This is a genomic window from Kribbella sp. NBC_01245, from assembly GCF_036226525.1.
GTDB lineage: Bacteria > Actinomycetota > Actinomycetes > Propionibacteriales > Kribbellaceae > Kribbella.
Genome location: NZ_CP108487.1, coordinates 6,521,978 through 6,538,434 on the forward strand (window position 1 = coordinate 6,521,978; position 16,457 = coordinate 6,538,434).

Annotated in this window: 20 protein-coding genes and 1 tRNA gene; 11 read left to right on the forward strand and 10 right to left on the reverse strand. The window is 65.9% G+C overall.

Features of this window, described 5'->3' with window-relative positions; all coding sequences use genetic code 11:
• Positions 1–23: 23 nt before the first annotated feature.
• The gene (locus OG394_RS29755; protein ID WP_328990459.1) at positions 24–1,337 is read right to left on the reverse strand and encodes a hypothetical protein; all 1,314 of its coding nucleotides are present in this window, start codon (positions 1,335–1,337) and stop codon (positions 24–26) included.
• 60 nt (positions 1,338–1,397) lie between these two features.
• A complete protein-coding gene (locus tag OG394_RS29760; RefSeq protein WP_020385318.1) occupies positions 1,398–1,778 on the reverse strand; it encodes a hypothetical protein in 381 nt (126 codons plus the stop codon).
• Positions 1,779–2,241: 463 nt separating this feature from the next.
• On the opposite strand from OG394_RS29760, the gene OG394_RS29765 reads away from it, so the two are divergent.
• The gene (locus OG394_RS29765; protein WP_281067205.1) at positions 2,242–2,634 is read left to right on the forward strand and encodes a helix-turn-helix domain-containing protein; all 393 of its coding nucleotides are present in this window, start codon (positions 2,242–2,244) and stop codon (positions 2,632–2,634) included.
• Between the two features lie 131 nt (positions 2,635–2,765).
• Here OG394_RS29765 and OG394_RS29770 read toward each other — a convergent pair whose 3' ends face one another.
• Positions 2,766–2,957: a helix-turn-helix domain-containing protein gene (locus OG394_RS29770; protein ID WP_209692378.1), complete on the reverse strand. Its 192-nt coding sequence runs from the start codon at positions 2,955–2,957 to the stop codon at positions 2,766–2,768.
• A 100-nt stretch (positions 2,958–3,057) separates the two neighbouring features.
• Here OG394_RS29770 and OG394_RS29775 point away from each other — a divergent pair, with 100 nt between their 5' ends.
• Both OG394_RS29775 and OG394_RS29780 read left to right on the forward strand, forming a co-directional pair.
• The gene (locus OG394_RS29775; protein WP_328990460.1) at positions 3,058–4,389 is read left to right on the forward strand and encodes a site-specific integrase; all 1,332 of its coding nucleotides are present in this window, start codon (positions 3,058–3,060) and stop codon (positions 4,387–4,389) included.
• Positions 4,390–4,442: 53 nt separating this feature from the next.
• Positions 4,443–4,519 (forward strand) — tRNA-Ser (locus OG394_RS29780).
• Positions 4,520–4,534: 15 nt separating this feature from the next.
• Here OG394_RS29780 and OG394_RS29785 read toward each other — a convergent pair.
• Together OG394_RS29785 and OG394_RS29790 are read right to left on the reverse strand one after the other, a co-directional pair.
• Positions 4,535–4,855, reverse strand: a complete 321-nt coding sequence (locus OG394_RS29785; RefSeq protein WP_328990461.1) for a tyrosine-type recombinase/integrase — start codon at positions 4,853–4,855, stop codon at positions 4,535–4,537.
• Positions 4,856–5,012: 157 nt separating this feature from the next.
• The gene (locus OG394_RS29790; RefSeq protein ID WP_328990462.1) at positions 5,013–5,270 is read right to left on the reverse strand and encodes a hypothetical protein; all 258 of its coding nucleotides are present in this window, start codon (positions 5,268–5,270) and stop codon (positions 5,013–5,015) included.
• A gap of 403 nt (positions 5,271–5,673) precedes the next feature.
• On the opposite strand from OG394_RS29790, the gene OG394_RS29795 reads away from it, so the two are divergent.
• Positions 5,674–6,333, forward strand: a complete 660-nt coding sequence (locus tag OG394_RS29795; protein WP_328990464.1) for a class I SAM-dependent methyltransferase — start codon at positions 5,674–5,676, stop codon at positions 6,331–6,333.
• 1,234 nt (positions 6,334–7,567) lie between these two features.
• On the opposite strand, the gene OG394_RS29800 is transcribed toward OG394_RS29795, so the two are convergent.
• Positions 7,568–8,077: a GNAT family N-acetyltransferase gene (locus OG394_RS29800; protein ID WP_328990465.1), complete on the reverse strand. Its 510-nt coding sequence runs from the start codon at positions 8,075–8,077 to the stop codon at positions 7,568–7,570.
• Positions 8,078–8,304: 227 nt separating this feature from the next.
• Between OG394_RS29800 and OG394_RS29805 the strand changes: the two genes are divergently transcribed.
• Together OG394_RS29805 and OG394_RS40155 are read left to right on the forward strand one after the other, a co-directional pair.
• Complete coding sequence (locus OG394_RS29805) at positions 8,305–9,060, forward strand: DinB family protein (RefSeq protein ID WP_328990466.1); 756 nt, start codon at positions 8,305–8,307, stop codon at positions 9,058–9,060.
• Between the two features lie 44 nt (positions 9,061–9,104).
• Positions 9,105–9,398: a CPCC family cysteine-rich protein gene (locus tag OG394_RS40155; protein ID WP_442914238.1), complete on the forward strand. Its 294-nt coding sequence runs from the start codon at positions 9,105–9,107 to the stop codon at positions 9,396–9,398.
• A 106-nt stretch (positions 9,399–9,504) separates the two neighbouring features.
• Here OG394_RS40155 and OG394_RS29810 read toward each other — a convergent pair whose 3' ends face one another.
• From OG394_RS29810 to OG394_RS29820, 3 genes are all read right to left on the reverse strand, one after another.
• Positions 9,505–9,864, reverse strand: a complete 360-nt coding sequence (locus OG394_RS29810; protein WP_328990467.1) for a hypothetical protein — start codon at positions 9,862–9,864, stop codon at positions 9,505–9,507.
• Between the two features lie 140 nt (positions 9,865–10,004).
• Entirely contained in the window at positions 10,005–10,460 is a 456-nt protein-coding gene (locus OG394_RS29815) for a hypothetical protein (RefSeq protein WP_328990468.1), read from the reverse strand.
• Between the two features lie 9 nt (positions 10,461–10,469).
• Complete coding sequence (locus OG394_RS29820) at positions 10,470–11,228, reverse strand: class I SAM-dependent methyltransferase (protein WP_328990469.1); 759 nt, start codon at positions 11,226–11,228, stop codon at positions 10,470–10,472.
• 129 nt (positions 11,229–11,357) lie between these two features.
• On the opposite strand from OG394_RS29820, the gene OG394_RS29825 reads away from it, so the two are divergent.
• The 5 genes from OG394_RS29825 to OG394_RS29845 all read left to right on the forward strand — a co-directional run bounded on the left by OG394_RS29825 (position 11,358) and on the right by OG394_RS29845 (position 15,050).
• Positions 11,358–11,789 (forward strand): VOC family protein, encoded by a 432-nt coding sequence (locus tag OG394_RS29825; RefSeq protein WP_328990470.1) that lies wholly within the window; start codon positions 11,358–11,360, stop codon positions 11,787–11,789.
• Between the two features lie 68 nt (positions 11,790–11,857).
• A complete protein-coding gene (locus OG394_RS29830; protein WP_328990471.1) occupies positions 11,858–12,676 on the forward strand; it encodes an alpha/beta fold hydrolase in 819 nt (272 codons plus the stop codon).
• Between the two features lie 10 nt (positions 12,677–12,686).
• Entirely contained in the window at positions 12,687–13,457 is a 771-nt protein-coding gene (gene uppS / locus OG394_RS29835; protein ID WP_328990472.1) for a polyprenyl diphosphate synthase, read from the forward strand.
• 64 nt (positions 13,458–13,521) lie between these two features.
• Complete coding sequence (locus tag OG394_RS29840; protein WP_328990473.1) at positions 13,522–13,926, forward strand: DUF3592 domain-containing protein; 405 nt, start codon at positions 13,522–13,524, stop codon at positions 13,924–13,926.
• 62 nt (positions 13,927–13,988) lie between these two features.
• Positions 13,989–15,050 (forward strand): LacI family DNA-binding transcriptional regulator, encoded by a 1,062-nt coding sequence (locus OG394_RS29845; protein ID WP_328990474.1) that lies wholly within the window; start codon positions 13,989–13,991, stop codon positions 15,048–15,050.
• Positions 15,051–15,053: 3 nt separating this feature from the next.
• On the opposite strand, the gene OG394_RS29850 is transcribed toward OG394_RS29845, so the two are convergent.
• Complete coding sequence (locus OG394_RS29850; protein WP_328990475.1) at positions 15,054–16,364, reverse strand: Gfo/Idh/MocA family protein; 1,311 nt, start codon at positions 16,362–16,364, stop codon at positions 15,054–15,056.
• Between the last annotated feature and the right edge of the window lie 93 nt (positions 16,365–16,457).

Below are 16,457 nucleotides of genomic sequence, written 5' to 3' on the forward strand. Positions count from 1 at the left end.
TGCCCCAGACCTGCCGAGGTGGCTTAGCTGTAGGTCACGAGGAAGTCCTCGTCTGCGTTGGTCGTGTTGTTGGTGCGCACGTCGCGAAGGTCGACGTCGAGCTTGAGCAGGCCAAGCAGGAGGTCCGATTGGTACTTGGACTTGCTGGCGTAGTAGTCCTGGTATGCCTGGGACAGGTTGTTCATGACCGTGGTCAAGGGGCGCATGGTGACGTCGGACGTCCGGTAGTCGGTGGTCAGGCTCTTCCCGTTCGACAACGTCCACGCGATGTCGCTGATCTCGCTCGACGTACCGGTGGTGCCCGCCGTCTCCGCTGCCTTGGTCTGGAGGTAGTCGACGTAGCTTTGGCCTTTCGGCACGAGCTGATCGAGGTAGCCGGCTTCGACGTTGCTCGAGCGCCAGTCGAACTTGAACCCGCCAGGCACGACCTTGGTGGTGTGCAGCGCGAGAGTTGACTCGCCGGCCTTGGATTCAGCCGTGGTTTCACCGGTGACCTGGTCGCCGGCAATGCTCGCCGGGACGGTCGGTGGGCGCAGGAACAGGCCGTCGACCTTTGTCGTGGCAAGGTCTTTGCTGTAGGAGCTGATCTGCGTAAGGCTCGTGCGCATCTCGCCGAGCTTTTCGTCGAGAGCGTCGCGAGCCTTGGTCTCCTCCTGTTCGAGGACGACCTCGTAATAGGCGCGCGCGGCATCGAACTTCGCCGCGTCCAGCGAGTCAATCGTCGTGGTTCCCGAGGCCCCGGGATTGAGAAAGATCCGCCACTGGTCGTACTTCGCGAACGACCTGTCGCCGATCAATTCGTCGGCGTTCGCCCCGGCGGCTCGCTGCTTGCTGAAGGAGAGCTCCGCGTTGGCCCGGATGGTGAGGTTGAGCACCTGCGGCTCGAACGCCCGCTGCGACTCGAGAACCACGCCGACGTAGCCAGTCGCCCCGAAGACGTGGAACGACCCGGTAACGCCGGGGGTCTTCAGCTTCTCGGTCTTGAGTTTGTCGTCCGATCCGAGCAGGAACGCCTTGTAGTCGGACGCGTCGTAGGAGATCTTGGCCCGATCGTCGAAGTGCATCATGACCAGAGCCTTGTTCTTGCGCCTATTGGTGTAGACGCCGTCGACATCGCCACTGAGCTGTGTCTTCGAGGTCGTGAACTTTGGGGTCCACAGAGCCCTTTCGGCGAGAGTGTCGCGCCCGGCCGTGATCGCCGACACACCCGATGCCGCGAGCAAGAGCACGCCTGCGAGGGTGAGCACGCCGAAAAAGAGCCCGAAGCGCTCAATCGCGTGGTGCGAGTCGAGCCGGAAGACCTTGCCGAATGCGGTGAGCCTGTCGTTGATGCTCATGTACGTCCCTGCGTTTGTCGGCCGTCGAGTGCCGATGGAGCCGGCGTGCGGCTGGTCTGGCTATCGGCCCTCGATCGGACCCGGTGCGACGACGATCGTTCCGCCGCCGAGCTCCTCGATCGTGGTCTGGCCACCGGAGCCCACCGCGTTGACGAGCGTCCAGCCGCCGGTGCCGACTGCTCCGCCGATCAGGATGAGCATGACGATCTCGCCCCAACCGTGGCCCTTACCGTTCTGCTGCCCGCCGATGAGCTTCTTGATGAGCTGCACGACTCCCCAGATCAAGCCGGCCGTGCCGAGCGCCATGAGCAAGAGGCCGCCGGTCGTCTGGAGGTAGGTCTTGGCATTCTCCAGGAAGGACTTGACGTCCCAGGCCGCGTCAGGCAGCGGCACCTGCGCCTGGATGAGCGCCGAGGCGACTGACTCGCTGATCCGATTCATCGATCGTTCCCTTCGCGTTTCGATCCGTTGCCCGAAGAGGCCCGGGCAATCTGGGTGATCATCATTGAATGAGCTTATCGAATAATCATCTAAATAACCATTGAATGATGAGCGCATGATCGGGGAGCGGGTCGGGTCGGGTCGGGTCGGGTCGGGTCGGGTCGCGATGCGAACGGACCGGGTCGAGCCATGGGGGTGCCTGCCTGATCCCGACCCGCTAGGGGCGCCTCCACCGGAGTGCTCTGTTCGAGCGTCAGTTCGTAAAGATTTCGGCAGATCGGGAGCGGCTATCGGCCGTCCCGACTGGCGCTAGATCGCAGGTTTCGATACAGATACGAGCCGAAACCGAATCAGAGACCGATGGGTTGCCGCTGTAGCTACAACGGTTTGGGTTCGGTAGCCTCCTGGTGCACATCACGCGTGCCCCCGATCGAAGCCGGAAGAAGCCCTCCCTATGCCCCCCATGCCTGCTCTGCCCTCCGACACCTTCGCCCGCCGTCTCCGAATGGAGCGCGAGAGGCAGGGGCTGAGCCAGGCGGAGCTTGCGCGGAGGGTGACCGAAGTCCTGGGGGTCAATGTTGACAAGTCAGCAGTAGCGCGCATCGAACAACAGACCCGAGCGATTCGCCTCGACGAAGCGGCCGCCATGGCCGAGGTCCTCGGCCTCCCGATCGCGGCGCTCCTCTCCGACCGCAGTGCAGAAGAGAATGAGGCGCTGAAGCAGCAGTACCTAGCGGACCGCGTTGCTGCGCAGCGCCAATGGGAGCAGATTCGTCAGGAGATCGATCGGCTCACCGGTCTCATTCAGAGCCTCAGTGGGACGAATGAGTTCGACCGTGACTCCGGCCGCGGGTAGCTCTCGGATGTAAGAGCTCTGACGGAGCCGGCGCCAGTGCCCGCATCCCGGGCCAGCTGTTCTGCGGCTGTCGTCAAAGGGTGTGCGTTCGAAGCTAGGGATCGTGGCTACAAGCCCTGCTGTCTCTGGGTCTAGCTGACGAGCTGCCCCTTCACATACTCATCAAGGTCCACCTCGCGGTAGCGCACGGCCTTGCCTACCTTCGCGTAGCGGGGGCCCTCGCCTCTGAGTCGCCAGCGCTTCATCGTCGAGCATCCGACCTTGAGGTAGTCCGCGGCCTCCTGTGGCGTCAGGACCGAAGGGGTGGCACGTGTCTCGGGCACGGATGACTCCTCGTGATTGCGTATGGAGATCAGATTGGATCTAATAAGCTATCAGATGATCATTCAGATAGCATTCAATCTCTTTGTGTAGGGGTGGGACATGGCGAAGAAGGCGGCAGCACGCCCGCGGGCGACGACGACTCGACTCGAGATCGGGGAGCACACCATCGATCGAAGTGAGCCGTACGAGCGAGACGGCGGGTGGTGGCTCGACTGGACGGTTCGCCTGCTAGACGGACGTATCGCAAGAAGGCGATCGAAGGGGAGCACGAAGGGCGAGACGCGGCGACGTGCGAAGAAGGCCGTGAAGGTCTTACTAGCAGCGTCCGGTAGGGGTATTTGGAAGGCGACTGACAGTCTGGTCACCTACATCGAGGCGGTAAGCAAGCCGACGATCGAGACAGCGAGGATCGCAGACAACTCGCGCACGAGATATCTGGGTGTCTACAGGCTGATCGTTGGTCACTGTTTGCGCGAAGATCACAAGCACCGCCACAGCCTCAAAGGTCACACAATCGGCACCGGGACGCGCTTTCGCACCCTCGAGAAGTGCCTTACAGAGATAGCCGAACTCCACGGGTCAGAGACAGCACGCCAGGCTCGCAGCGTGCTGGGCAAGTATGTTCTCGATCAACTCATCCGCGACGAGTTGATCGATGCTTCGCCCATTGCGGGCAAGCGCCTCGATCTCGCCGGAAGCAAGGATGACGCCCCAACTCGTGGAGGTGTGGCTCTCTCCGCCGACGAGTGGAACGCCGTAATCGACTATTTGCTTGCTCTCGACCCTGCCGAGGGGATCGAGCCCCCCAAGCGCGGGATGTATACGCTTGAAGACCGTATCGCGGTAGTGGCCAACGCGATCGATCTGACATTGCTACAGACCATGACTGGTCTGCGGGTCAGTGAGGCAACGAACGTCGATCCCTCCATGGTCACGTGCGACGACGACAAGATGATCTTCGACCTGCCGCCGGAGATCACTAAGACGAAGAAAGGGCGCTTCGTTCACGTGACCGATCCGGCGGTCGTGGAGCGGCTCAAGCCGCGGTGGGAGACTGCACGCGCCATGGGTGGTCCGCTGATTCCGAGTCCTGCCAAGCCTGGCGTTGTCTGGGACCAGCGGCAGCGCAACGAGGCGGTGAAGGAGCTGTATGTGAAGATGGCCAAGGAGCTAGGTATTCCAGCTCTTGAGACCGAGCGTTCGCACGTCTGGCGTGCAACCCTGAACACGTTGACGCTCGTAGACGGCGTGCCGGAGGCGATCCGGGCAGCGCATCTCGGACACACCGCGCAGGTCAACCGTCGCAACTACACCGACACCAGGGACGGAGCGCTGCTCGCCCAGTCGCTGGCCAAAATGCGGCAGGCCAAAAGTACGCACAAAAGTACGCACAACGAGAACTCCGCAACGATCCCTGACGAACCGACCTGAGCCCCAAACGATCGGACGAATCCCAGCTATACAAGGCTTTTCGCCGCCCAACAGCCTCCTGACCTGGGGATCTCTGCTCGGCCTCGAGATAATGAGAAGGTCATCGGTTCGATTCCGATAGGCGGCTCCACCAGGAACCCGCAGGTCAGAGGCAACTTTCCTCGCCTGGGGGTTCTTCTTTTTTGGCCTCGATCAGGCCCAAGGCCCCCATGAGGCCCCCGCTCTCAGGGCCGACCCGTTTCGCGGCATCCCAGAGGTTCTGGTCAATCAAGTGCCCGTACAGGTCCATCGTCATCGCAGCCGAGGCATGCCCGAGGACCCGTTGAACGACCTTCGGGTCCGCACCGGAACCGAGCCACACCGACGCAGCCGTGTGACGCAGGTCGTGAACACGGAGGGACGGCATCCCGATCGCCTTGGTGGCGGCTGTCCAGCCAACCGATCGCTTCCAGTTACCTTCGCTCATCGGTCCACCTTTGGGGGCCGTTGAACAGCCATGCATCTGCGGGCTTACCAGCCGCCCAGCGGCTCCACCTTGCCCCTCTGGCGTCTCCTGATCGCGCTACGCGTGGGCTGAACGGCAGACGGGAAGACGCAAGCGGCGGCAGGTTGGCGAATGCCAGTTACGGATCGGTCGGCGGTCGTCGCTGCGGGCGATGTGGATTTCCGGCCGTCTGGTAGAAGAACTCCGCCACTACGAATGTGACGATGCCAATCAGTAGTGGCCAGTCGGCATCGACGAAGTGTGCTCCTGCGAGGGCTCCAATGAATCCGCCTGCGGCCACCCATCCACTGTGGCGGTGCAGTACGGCCGTGGCCCAGATTGCTCGCAGCACGAGTCCGATGCAGACCACCAGCAGGAGCAGGTCTTGGCCGCTCACGGACTCCTCCTGTCACTGGGGTACTTGCCACGCGCTACCTGGATCGGTGGAAACGAGTATGGACTCGATCGCCGGATCTCGCGGGCAGCGCTTGATCCCGATAGGGCGCGCCTGCTTGCTAACAACCGTGCTAACAGGAGCCCGAGATTGATCTAGACGACCTTGTGCTGATCGACGGATCGACGTCGAATTCGTGCCTGTGAAGCAGCCGGCATAGACGGCCCTGCACTCTGTTCGGACGATTCGTGGTGAGAAGGTCATCGGCTCGATTCCGATAGGCGGCTCCACCGCCTGACCAGCGGAAACGCTGGTCAGGCCCCCATCAGGGTTCTCAATCCGGCCCCGCAGGGCCGGCTGGCCCATGTCTGTCGCCCTGCTACCAGGCGCTGGATAGGGTGGTTGAATGACAGCCCGGTACAACGGCTTGGCCGACTGGTACGACGAGCGTTTCCGCGAAGGCGCCGAGGACAACCGGCCGTATCTGCTCGAGCTGCTCGGCCAGGGAACGGGCCGGTGTCTCGACCTCGGCTGCGGCACCGGCTGGAACCTGGCGACGATCGAGCAGACCGGTCGTTCGGTGGTCGGGGCGGACCGCTCCAGCGACCAGCTCCGGTTGGCGCGGACCAGGTCGGACGCGCCGCTGGTCGAGCTGGACGGCGCCCACCTTCCCTTCCGGGACGGGGCCTTCAGCACTGTCACGACCTTGTGGATCTCCACCGACGTGGACGACTTCGCGGGCACCATCCGGGAGGCCGTCCGGGTGCTCGAGCCGGGTGGCGTGCTGGTCTCCTACGGGGTTCATCCCTGCTTCAACGGTCCTCATGTGGAGTACCACGAGGACGGGGCCCGGACTGTCCACACGACCTATCGCGAGTCCGGCCGGCACCAGCCCGCGCCGTACTGGAGCGGCGAGGGAATCCGGGCGAACGTCGGCATGCGGCACCTCCCACTGGCGGAGTTCCTGACCACGTTCCTCCAAGCGGGCTTGGCGATCGAGCGCGTCATGGAGCCCAGGGAGGACCCTGTCCCGCACGCGCTGGCGGTCAGGACGCGTCGGCTCTGAGGTGTTCCCAGGTCAGCAAGGAGAGTAGTCGCGGCCCTTGTCCGAGACAGGCGACAGCGGTACGTCGATTGATCCAAAGCGCCGCGGCGAGGAACAGGTCGGTCCATCAGCCGGGCTCAAGTTCGAGCTGTGTCCCCGTGGTGCCCCCGACGCTCTGAGCCGCGTTCGCGCAAGAGCCGCCTGATGTCTCGCACGATGTGCCCGGGCGGTGCAATCCGCGCCGTGGCCGCCACTGGCCACGACGAGATCGGTGGCGTCTCCCGCTCCGGCCTGGCTCAGTGCGGCAGACCTCGCGACACTGGACTCGAAACATTGCGATCGAGCCGGTTAACCCCAGATGCCGCCGCTGTCTCCGAGCGTGATGGTGTCCTTCTGCTTCCGGCACCGTTCGCATTCCAGGTAATGCGCGCCGCCCTCAGGGTTGCGCTTGTTGACCCACCGGTGAACGCCGATCCTGCAAAGAAGTCTCCCCATGATCAGATCGTCGTCTGCCAACGGACCCAGCACAACGGCGAGCGATGAGTGAGCGATTACGAGTGGCCAGCCGGGCAAATGGGTCACCGGGCGGGCACCGGGCCACGCCTGGGAAAGGCCCCCGAGCGAGCCGCCGACCGATCTTCCAAACGGGCTACGCCCGGGGGAGTGGCGCCCCAGGTGCCCCGGAACAGCCGTCAATGACCCGCGACCAGTGAGCATGTTCGCTGCTCAGGGATTCGCGCCGCTCGCCGGAAGCGCGACGGCGGGTCGCAGGCTGTTGTTGCTGCGCTGGACATGCAGTTTCGGCGGCTCAGTGTCGCTGAGCGCGAGAAGATTGCCGATCGCCGAGCTGAGCTTCAGGCGATCTTGGACAAGGGTGGCCGCAGCTGAGGGGCCGGCAAGACGAACTGGTTGAGGTGCACGACCTCAAAACTCGAGCACCGTAGGTACACGAACATCACCGATGAGGAGCTGACCGTATGCCGAGCGGCCGGAACCTTCGCAACACCCGCTTCTGGATGCTCCTGGACCAGCTACTCACGCAGCCGACCGTAGTCGCGGCCCACGTCGCTAGCGAGGCCCTACGCGCGTAAGGGTGCTGCCCGGTTCGCGGGAGCCGCTCAGGCGAACCCGCAACCCGTCCATGGCAACTCCCGGCCTATCGACTCCCGTCCCTGCCAGTTCACGGGAGTTGCATTAGATGCAGGCACTCGCGGCTCGGTGGTTTGAGACCGTTTGCGCAGGTCACGACCGCTTTCTACAGGTCCAGCAAGTAGAGGCTGAACCTCGTCGGCGTTCCGTCCGGGTGAGTGTCTCGATTGGATGGAAAGTCCCGGACGTATCTGAACCCGGCCTTCTGCGCCACGCGGACCGACGCCGAGTTCTCCGGCTCTACACGGATGGCGGCGCGCGTCCCGATTTTGCCGGTTCGAAGGACGTCGCAGATGAGCCGGACGGCCTCGACCGCGACGCCTTGGCCGCGAGCCCACGGGTGGACCGCGTAGGCCAGGGCCACATCGTCGGGGTCGAGTCCGTCATCGAGATCAGGGGTGTAGTCGATGTATCCGCCAAGTTGCCCGGACTTCCAGATCCCGAACCCGCGCTTGCCAACTCCCGCGTCGGCATTTCCTGCGAGCCACTCGAAGTATTCGATGGTCCCTTCGACGTCGCCGTAGCCCCCGGTCAGCCAGCGAACGGTCAGTTCGTCTTCCCCTGCACAGTGCGCTTCGGCGTCCGCCGCAGTTAGGGGCCTGAGTTCGATCGTCACGCGGCAGACCGTATGTCGCGCAAATCGGCACGTCCACCGGCTTGTACGCGAGCTTGTACGCCAGCAAGACGCACTCTCATGCCGCGATCAGGGCGCCGCGCACCCGACTACTCCCGGCTCGTCAACTCCCGTCCCTGCCGGTTAACCCACGGGTTGTACTGATGCAGGGCCCGAAACTTTAGTGTTAAACGTTGGTGCGGGAGGGGCGGGTGGAGGAGACTGCTTCGATGGCTGCTGAGTACGTCCAGAGTGACCAGTTCCGTGATGCCCGCATTCACCTGTGTGAGCTTGCCGGCCTCGAGATCCGCGATTGCGAGGTCAGCGGTCTGAAGATCGTCGACTGTTATGGGGGCGACGTTTACATCGGCGGCGCCTTCGAGCGACTCGTCGTCAACGACGTCGACGTGACGGCCTATGTCGAGTCCGAGCTCGACCGGCAGCACCCCGCGCGGGTGCTGGCGCGTGAGGCCGCGTCCCCCGACGACTACCGGGCTGCTTGGGATGCCATCGAGACGCTGTGGGAGGTGACGCTCGACCGGGCCAGGCTGTTGCCCGAGGCCAAGCTGTACGAGCAGGTCAACGGCGAGTGGTCGTTGGTCGAGACCCAGCGGCACCTGTTGTTCGCCAGCGATGCTTGGCTCGGCTCTGCCGTGCTGGAGGAGGAAGCGCCGTATCACCCGTTGGGCTTCCCTGCCGGCGGGATGCCGCCCGAGGCGGCGGCGAAGCTCGGGCTCACCCTCGATGCCACCCCGACGCTTGACGAGGTGCTCGCGCTGCGGCTCGCCCGCATGGCCACGATGCGGCGTGTCGTCGACGGGCTCACCGAGGCCGAGCTCGATCGGGTATGCGGTCGCAAGCCGGCGGACCCGTATCCCGATCAGGAGTACGTCGTACGCCGCTGTCTCAAGGTGGTGCTGAAGGAAGAGGCCGAGCACCACCGTTATGCGGTGCGCGACCTCGCCGTACTCGAGGCCGGCGCCTGAAGCGAATCGTCTGCCAACCGCGGCCGGGTGGGACCATGGCGTCCATGGAAAGAGCGCCGGTTTTCAATGCGGTCCGGCCATTAGGCGACGGCCCGTACAGCTGTCCTTGTTGTGGTTATCTGACCCTGGCTGAACGGGGTGGATACGAGATCTGTTCGGTGTGCTTTTGGGAGGACGACGGCCAGGACACGCACGACGCCGACGTTGTCCGTGGTGGGCCGAACGGGAAGCTGAGCCTGGCGCATGCGCGCAACAACTTCGCGAGGTTCGGAGCTTCCTCGGAGAGGCGGGTTGCCAACGTTCGCCCGGCTCGAGATGAGGAACATCCCCTGAAATGAGCGAAGCCCGGATGGTCGTCGCCATCCGTGCGACATGCTGGTCGGCCCGGCTAGAAGGCGTCCAGGTCGTCCGGAAGCCGGTCGTTGTAGACCGATGGTTCCGGCCTCAGGTGCTGACGCGTGCGGCAACGGCCAGGAGACCGATCAGCGCCACCAGTGCGGCCGCAATCTTCTCGCCAGTGGGGATTGGCCCGTCGTCCGGCCAGTAGGTCTTGCCCTCGTCCCAGTTGAAGTTGACGCCGTCCGAGGTGGCCAGCCAACAGGATAGCGAGGCGATGACTCCGACCATCAGGCCGACGGCGAGTGCCATCTCGGGCGGCTGACCGGTCGTGGCGATCACCAGCGCGCCAAGCCAACCGGCCGCGGATGTGACGACGAATCGGCGGCGGATCCGCGCCCTCGCACGTACGAGGCCGACGACCAACGGCCAGGCGACGTACGAACTGATCAGGAGTAGACGGGACACGCGCCTGATTCAAGCACCAGCTTTGGCCCGGAGGTGCTGACCCGTAGTCGTCGGTGTCGAACATCGCCTGGTGGCGGGCGCGCCCGATGTGCTGGCGGGGGCTGACGCGAACCCCTAGCACTACTTGCCCCGATGGCCGGCTACTCGAGTTGTTCGGTGAGGGTGCGGATGGCTTTGAGGTATTGGGTGCGGGCGAAGGTGAAGGGGCCGAGGTGGCCGTAGTCGCGCTTCGGGCGGTTTGGTTGGGCGAAGTCGCGCCAGGTCACCAGGTCGTTGTCGAGGACAACTTGTGCCAGGAATGGCCAGCAGCCGACTTCGCCGCAGTCGCAGCCGAGGAGGGCGATCGTGCCCGGCTTGTCGCCGAATGCGTATCCGGGTTCTCCGGTCAGGTATTCGGTCAGGTCGCCGTAGTTGAAGTGGTCGAGTACCAGGCCGGCGTATTGCCCGGCCACGTCGAAGCGCGCGGCTCGCTCGTACGTCGAGACGAGGTCCAGCAGGCGTACACCGTCGACGTATGGGACCAGTTCGTGTCCGCCGTGCTCGTCCCACGGCTCAACCTGGAAGCTCACTCGGCGTACTGCTGGTCGATCGGCCACGCGAACACACTATGCAAGAGCGGTGGTGGTCCAGGCGGTGGCGTGGATGGTGAAGGGGGCGGTGGGGAGGCGTTCGGCGCAGCGGGTGCGGACGGCTTCGCGGTGGGCGGGGGTGAGTTTGGCGGTGTAGGCGCCGGCCGGGCCTACGCCGAGGGTGTAGGGCTCCCACCACTCGTCGAAGGACTCGTACCGGACTCCGACCGAGAGCGTGGTGGAGTTGACGTTCTGCAGGCCTGCGGAGGTGAAGAGTTCGGCGAGGTGGCCGGATCGTGCGCCGGCCAGGTCGGACTCGTCTTGGACGATTGAGGAGACGTCGTGGGCGGCTAGCCAGAACGGGCTCAGGGGGCCGCGGTCGCCGGCGTGGTCCCAGACGCAGGCCGCGACGGTGCCGCCGGAGCGGGTTACGCGGGCCATTTCCCGCAGGCCGGCGACGGGATCGGACATGAAGTGGACGACGAGTTGGGCCAGCGTGACGTCGAACGAGTCCTCGGCGAACGGGAGGTCCTCGGCCGTGCCGGAGTGGACGTCGACCTCGGGGAAGCGGTCGCGAAGTGCGGCGATGAACGGCGCCGACGGGTCGATGGCGGAGACGGCCTCCGGGCCGAGGCGGTCGACCAGTTGCGCGGTCAAGGCGCCCGGGCCGCAGCCGACGTCGAGCGCGCGCTGACCCGCCTGGAGGTTGGCGAGCTCCGCGAACTGGACCGCGAGGGGCTCGGAATAGCGGCCCATGAACCGTGCGTAGGCATCCGCGCTGACATTGAAACTCACCTTCGGAAGGTAGCCCGCGAGCGGTGCTTCGTCTATGCGGACAGGCCGGGGCCGAGGTCTCGCAGACTGTCGGTGGCCAGGTCTAGTGTGCGAATCACCGACCATTTTCAGTGCGCAAAGGAGCGTCCGATGGCCTCGCGACTCAATCCCTACATCAGCTTCACCGACAACGCCCGGCAGGCGATGGAGTTCTACCAGAGTGTTCTGGGCGGGAATCTCACGCTCAACACGTTCGGCGAGTACGGCATGGCCGGGACGCCCCAAGAGAACAACATCATGCACGGCCTGCTCGAGACGGACAGTGGCTTCGCCCTGATGGCCGCCGATACGCCGCCGGGGATGGAGCACAACCCGGGCTCGAACATCGCGATCAGCCTGAGTGGTGACGACGGTGACGAGCTGCGTGGTTATTGGGAGAAGCTGTCGTCCGAGGGAACCGTGAGCGTGCCGCTGGAGAAGCAGATGTGGGGCGACGAGTTCGGCATGTGCGTGGACCAGTTCGGCATCGGCTGGATGATCAACATCGCGGGCGAGCAGGGAGGCCAGGGAGGGGAGGGCTGACTCAGCTCACCCTGCCGGACGGGCGAAAAGTCCAGTATTGGCAGGGCGGGGATCCACGCGGGCGCGCGGTGTTCTTCCTGCACGGCTGTCCGGATACTCGCCGAGCCGCCTTCGCGGGTGAGGCCGCCGCGCGGCGACTGGGCGTGCGCCTGATCGCGGTCAATCGGCCGGGCTATGGGAGCTCCGACGCGTACGACGTCCCAGCGCTAGACGAGCTGGGCCATCGGTTCGCGGCGGACGACCTGGTCGCCGTAGCGGACGCGTTCGGCGTGGGGGAGTTCGGTCTGCTCGGGATGTCCGTCGGCGGGCCGTACGCCTTGGCCTGCGCGGCGCGCCATCCCGAACGGGTCCGGGCGGTCGCGGTCGTCGCAGCACCGGGGATGGCGCCTGTGATGGATCCGCCATGCCATCGCGACGACCTTTCCCCGGAGCAGCGGGACTTCTTCGCCACGCTCGCGGGCGGGTCCGTCGCGGCGAACATGGCCCTGATGCGGCCGGACTTCGAGCAGTACGTCGCCCGCTTGCGTCCGACCGACGACGATGACGAGGCCCTCGCCAAGCGGTTCCTCGAAGGCCTGCCCCCGAGGGATGCGCGCCTGCTGGCCGAGCTGCCGCCAAAAGCCATTGCCGAGTCGGCTCGCGAGGCGCTTGCGAACACGGACGGCTATCTCTGGGACGCGGCGATCACCTTTCGCCACTGGGACTTCCGGCCGGAGGACGTCGCCCGCCCGGTTGCCCTTTGGTACGGCGAGTACGACGCGAATGCGCCGCCGCGTAATGGCCGGTGGTTCGCGGACCACCTCGCCGACGCGACCCTCGTCGTACGGCCGACGGCGCACCTGGGCACTTTGCTCGAACACTGGGAGGAGGTCCTTGCCGCGACGTAGGTTGTTCGGCATGACGTTGCTCGCGCCGTTCTACTCGCTGTACGTCCGTCGCCTTCGGGCCCGGCTCGACGGCCGGCCGATACCGGCGCATGTCGGCATCGTGATGGACGGCAATCGGCGCTGGGCCCGCGGTCAGGGGCACGCGAACCCGAGTGTCGGACATCGGTACGGCGCGGAGCACGTCGAGAAGATGCTGGGCTGGTGCGAGTCGGTCGGGGTGCGCCACGTGACGACCTTCGTCTGCTCCACCGAGAACCTGGTCAAACGCGGCGATGCCGAGGTCGCGTACCTGATGCGCGTGACCGAGGAGGTGGTCGCGAGTCGCCTCAGCCAACCCGGCGGGCGGTGGCAGCTGCACATCGCGGGCATGCTCGATCTGCTGCCGGACAGTACGGCGCGGGCGCTGAAGGAGGCGGTCGAGGCGACCAAGGACTGTACGACCGGCAACCACCTCAACCTGGCGATCGGATACGGCGGGCGGCAGGAAGTGGTGGAGGCCGTTCGGTCGTTGCTGGAGACCGAGGCGGCCGCGGGCAAGGGCCTCGCCGACCTCGCCGGAAGCGTGACGATGGACGACATCAAGCGTCATCTCTACACGGCCGGGCAGCCCGATCCCGAGCTGATCATCCGCACGAGTGGTGAGCTGCGGATGTCCAACTTCCTGCTCTGGCAAAGCACCCGGTCTGAGCTGTATTTCTGCGACGCCTACTGGCCGGCGTTCCGCGAGGTCGACTTCCTCCGCGCGCTCCGCTCGTACGCCGATCGCACCCAACGCGCCTGATCGTAGGGACCGATGACCTGCTGGACGTTTACGGTCTGTCGGTGCGAATTGTGGGGGCAGAGGCGTGGTGATCTGGGGATACCTGTTCGTGGTCGCGGGGGCGGCCGGGGTACTGGCGGCCGGGGTGCTGGCGCGACGCGAGCGACGGCTCACGCGGGGTTTTGCCGCGACGGGTCAGCTGGTCGCGATCGAGGTCGACCAGAAGACGACCAAGAGTGGGATCAGCACGTACCGCTATCCCGTCATCCGCTTCCACACGGCCGACGGGCGCGAGGTGCAGGCCCGGTCGCCGTACGCCGACGCCGGCGGGAAGGCCGTTGGCGAGTCGATCGACGTGGTCTACTCCCCGCAGGATCCGGCCGAGTTCCGGGTGGCCGGCAGTTCGCTCGGTCTGGTCGGTGTCGCGGCGTTCGGCACGGCCGGCGCGGTGCTGCTGCTGATCGGCCTCCTTTTCGTCACGTACGCCTGACCGGGTCCCGCCGCCTGAGCACCTGCGACTGATCGGGCCTCGGCGCGCGTACGATGCGGCCCATGGCGAAGGGCTCACGCGAGGTTGTCACCAGGAACGACGTGGCCCAGTACGCCGGAGTCAGTACGGCCGTCGTGAGCTACGTCGTCAACGACGGTCCGCGAGCGGTCTCGCCACGGACGCGCGATCGGGTGCTCGAGGCGATCCGCGTGCTCGGTTATCGCCCGAACGCGGCCGCCCGTGCGTTGAAGGTCGGCAGCACGCGCACGTTCGGCCTGGTCATGCCCGACGGCGGCAACCCCCTGTACGCCGAGCTCGCGAAGGCCGTCGAGAAGGAGGCCGCCACGCGCGGCTACGTCGTACTGCAGACGAATACCGACAGCGACCCGGCGGTGGAGAAGCGCAAGATCTCCGACCTGCTCGCCCGCCAGGTCGACGGCCTCATCCTCGCCACGCCGACCGGCGAACCGGGCGCGACCGAGTTGGCCGAGCTGAACGATTCGGGCATCCCGGTCGTCGCGCTGAACCGCCCGGTGCGGGGAACGACCTCGATCTGCCCCGAGTACCGGGCCGGCGCTCGCCTCGGCGTTGAGCACCTGATCGGTCACGGCCATGAGCGGATCGGCCTGGTGATGGGCATCGAGCGGAGCGCCTGGAGCCCGGAGCGCGAACTCGGCTGGCGCGACGCCCTCGTCGCCGCGGGTTTGCCGGAGGGCCCGATCGCCCGGGCCGAGTTCAGCCGCCAGGGTGGGTACGACGCCGGGCGGCAGTTGCTGACGACGACGAACCCGCCGATGCCCGTCAAGCAGGCGAAGGTCGCCAAGTTGCTTAAGGCAACCGAAAGGCCGACGGCGATCTTCGTCAGCTCGGACCTGCAGGCCGTCGGCGTGCTCCGGGCTCTCCATGAGGCCGGCCTCGACGTACCGGGGGAGATGGCGGTTGTCGCCTTCGATGGCACGGCCGAGTCGGAGTTCAGCTGGCCGCCGCTCAGCGTCGTACGGCAGCCGCTGGAGGCCGTCGCGCAGAAGGCGGTCAGCCGTCTGCTCGACGAGGTCGACGAACCGGTCGAGGCCTTCACCTACCCGACCGAGTTGGTCCTTCGCGCCTCTTGCGGCTGCAACTAAAACCTAAAACCCGCCGAGCTCCAGATCCGCGATCGTGACCGGTTGGCCGGTCGCGAGGGATTCGTTCCCGGCGATACCGACCGAAATCGCCCGCACGCCGTCGTGGAGATCCGCGGCCCGGCCGAGCGGGTCGTCCGAAACCCCGCGGAAGAGGTCCGCGAACAACACCGCGTCACCGCCACCGTGACCACCAACACCCGACGGGATCGGCACCTCCACCGCGGACTCCCAATGCCGTTGCAGCACAAGGCGTTCGCCCTCCACCCGTACGTCGCCCGTCGCCACCGGGGTGAACGAGTAGCTCGGGTCCACCTCGGGGCCGAGGACGGCGGCCCGTTCGACCACGTCGAGCTCGACCCGGCCGGCCGTGCCGTTGACCGCGATGCGATAGCCCTCCCACGGGCTGTGCGCGTTGAGGGAGTACGACAATCGCGCGCCGCTGTCGTACTCCGCGGTCAGCGCGAGGTTGTCCTCGATGGTGATGCCCTCGCCGAAGACGTCCTGGTCACGCAGATAGCCGTCGTGGTGCTCGGCGTCCAGGTACAGCCGGCGCAAGTCCTCGTCCGTCCGCAGATCCAGGAGGAACGGGTCAGCGGATGAGCCGTCGACCGTGCCGCGCGGAGGTCGGGGGGTGAGCCCGCGTTGCTCGGCATTCGCAGCCCCATAGAACGCAAGCGAGCCGGACGCGAAGACCCGCGCGGGCGCAGCGTCGAGCCACCAGTTGACCAGGTCGAAGTGGTGGGAGGCCTTGTGCACAAGGAGTCCGCCGGAGTTCGCCTTCTCCCGATGCCAGCGCCGGAAGTAGTCGGCGCCATGCCGGGTGTCCAACATCCAGTGGAAGTCGATACCCGTCACGCGCCCGATCGCGCCGTCCGCGATGAGCTGCCGCAGCGCGCTGTTCCGAGGCGAGTAGCGGTAGTTGAAGGTGACCACCACCGAACGCCCGGACGCCTTCTGGGCCTCGACGATCTCCCGCGTGCCGGCGGCGTCGATCGTGAGCGGCTTCTCCACGATGACGTCCGCGCCCGCCCGAAGGCAGCGCGCGACCAACGCGGCGTGGGTGTTGTCGGGGCTGGTGACGACCACCCGGTCCACCCGCTCGTCGGCGATCATCCCTTCCAGACCGCTGGGGAAGTACGTCGGCAGGTTGTCGCCGCCGAAGCCCTTGACGAGGTCCAGGTGGTACGCCAGCCGGCCCGGGTTGGTGTCGAGCAAGGCGACAAGCTCGGCCGTATCGGCGTGATCGCGGAGGATCGCCCGCACGTACTCCCGGGCTCGACTCCCGGTACCCACTACGGCATAACGGGTCGTCATCGTCCGCCTTCCAGCAGCAACCGGAACAGAAATCTACTCGTGTAGATAGGCGACGCTAGCAAGCCCTTTCCAAACCAGTCAAGGGGCCCGTCA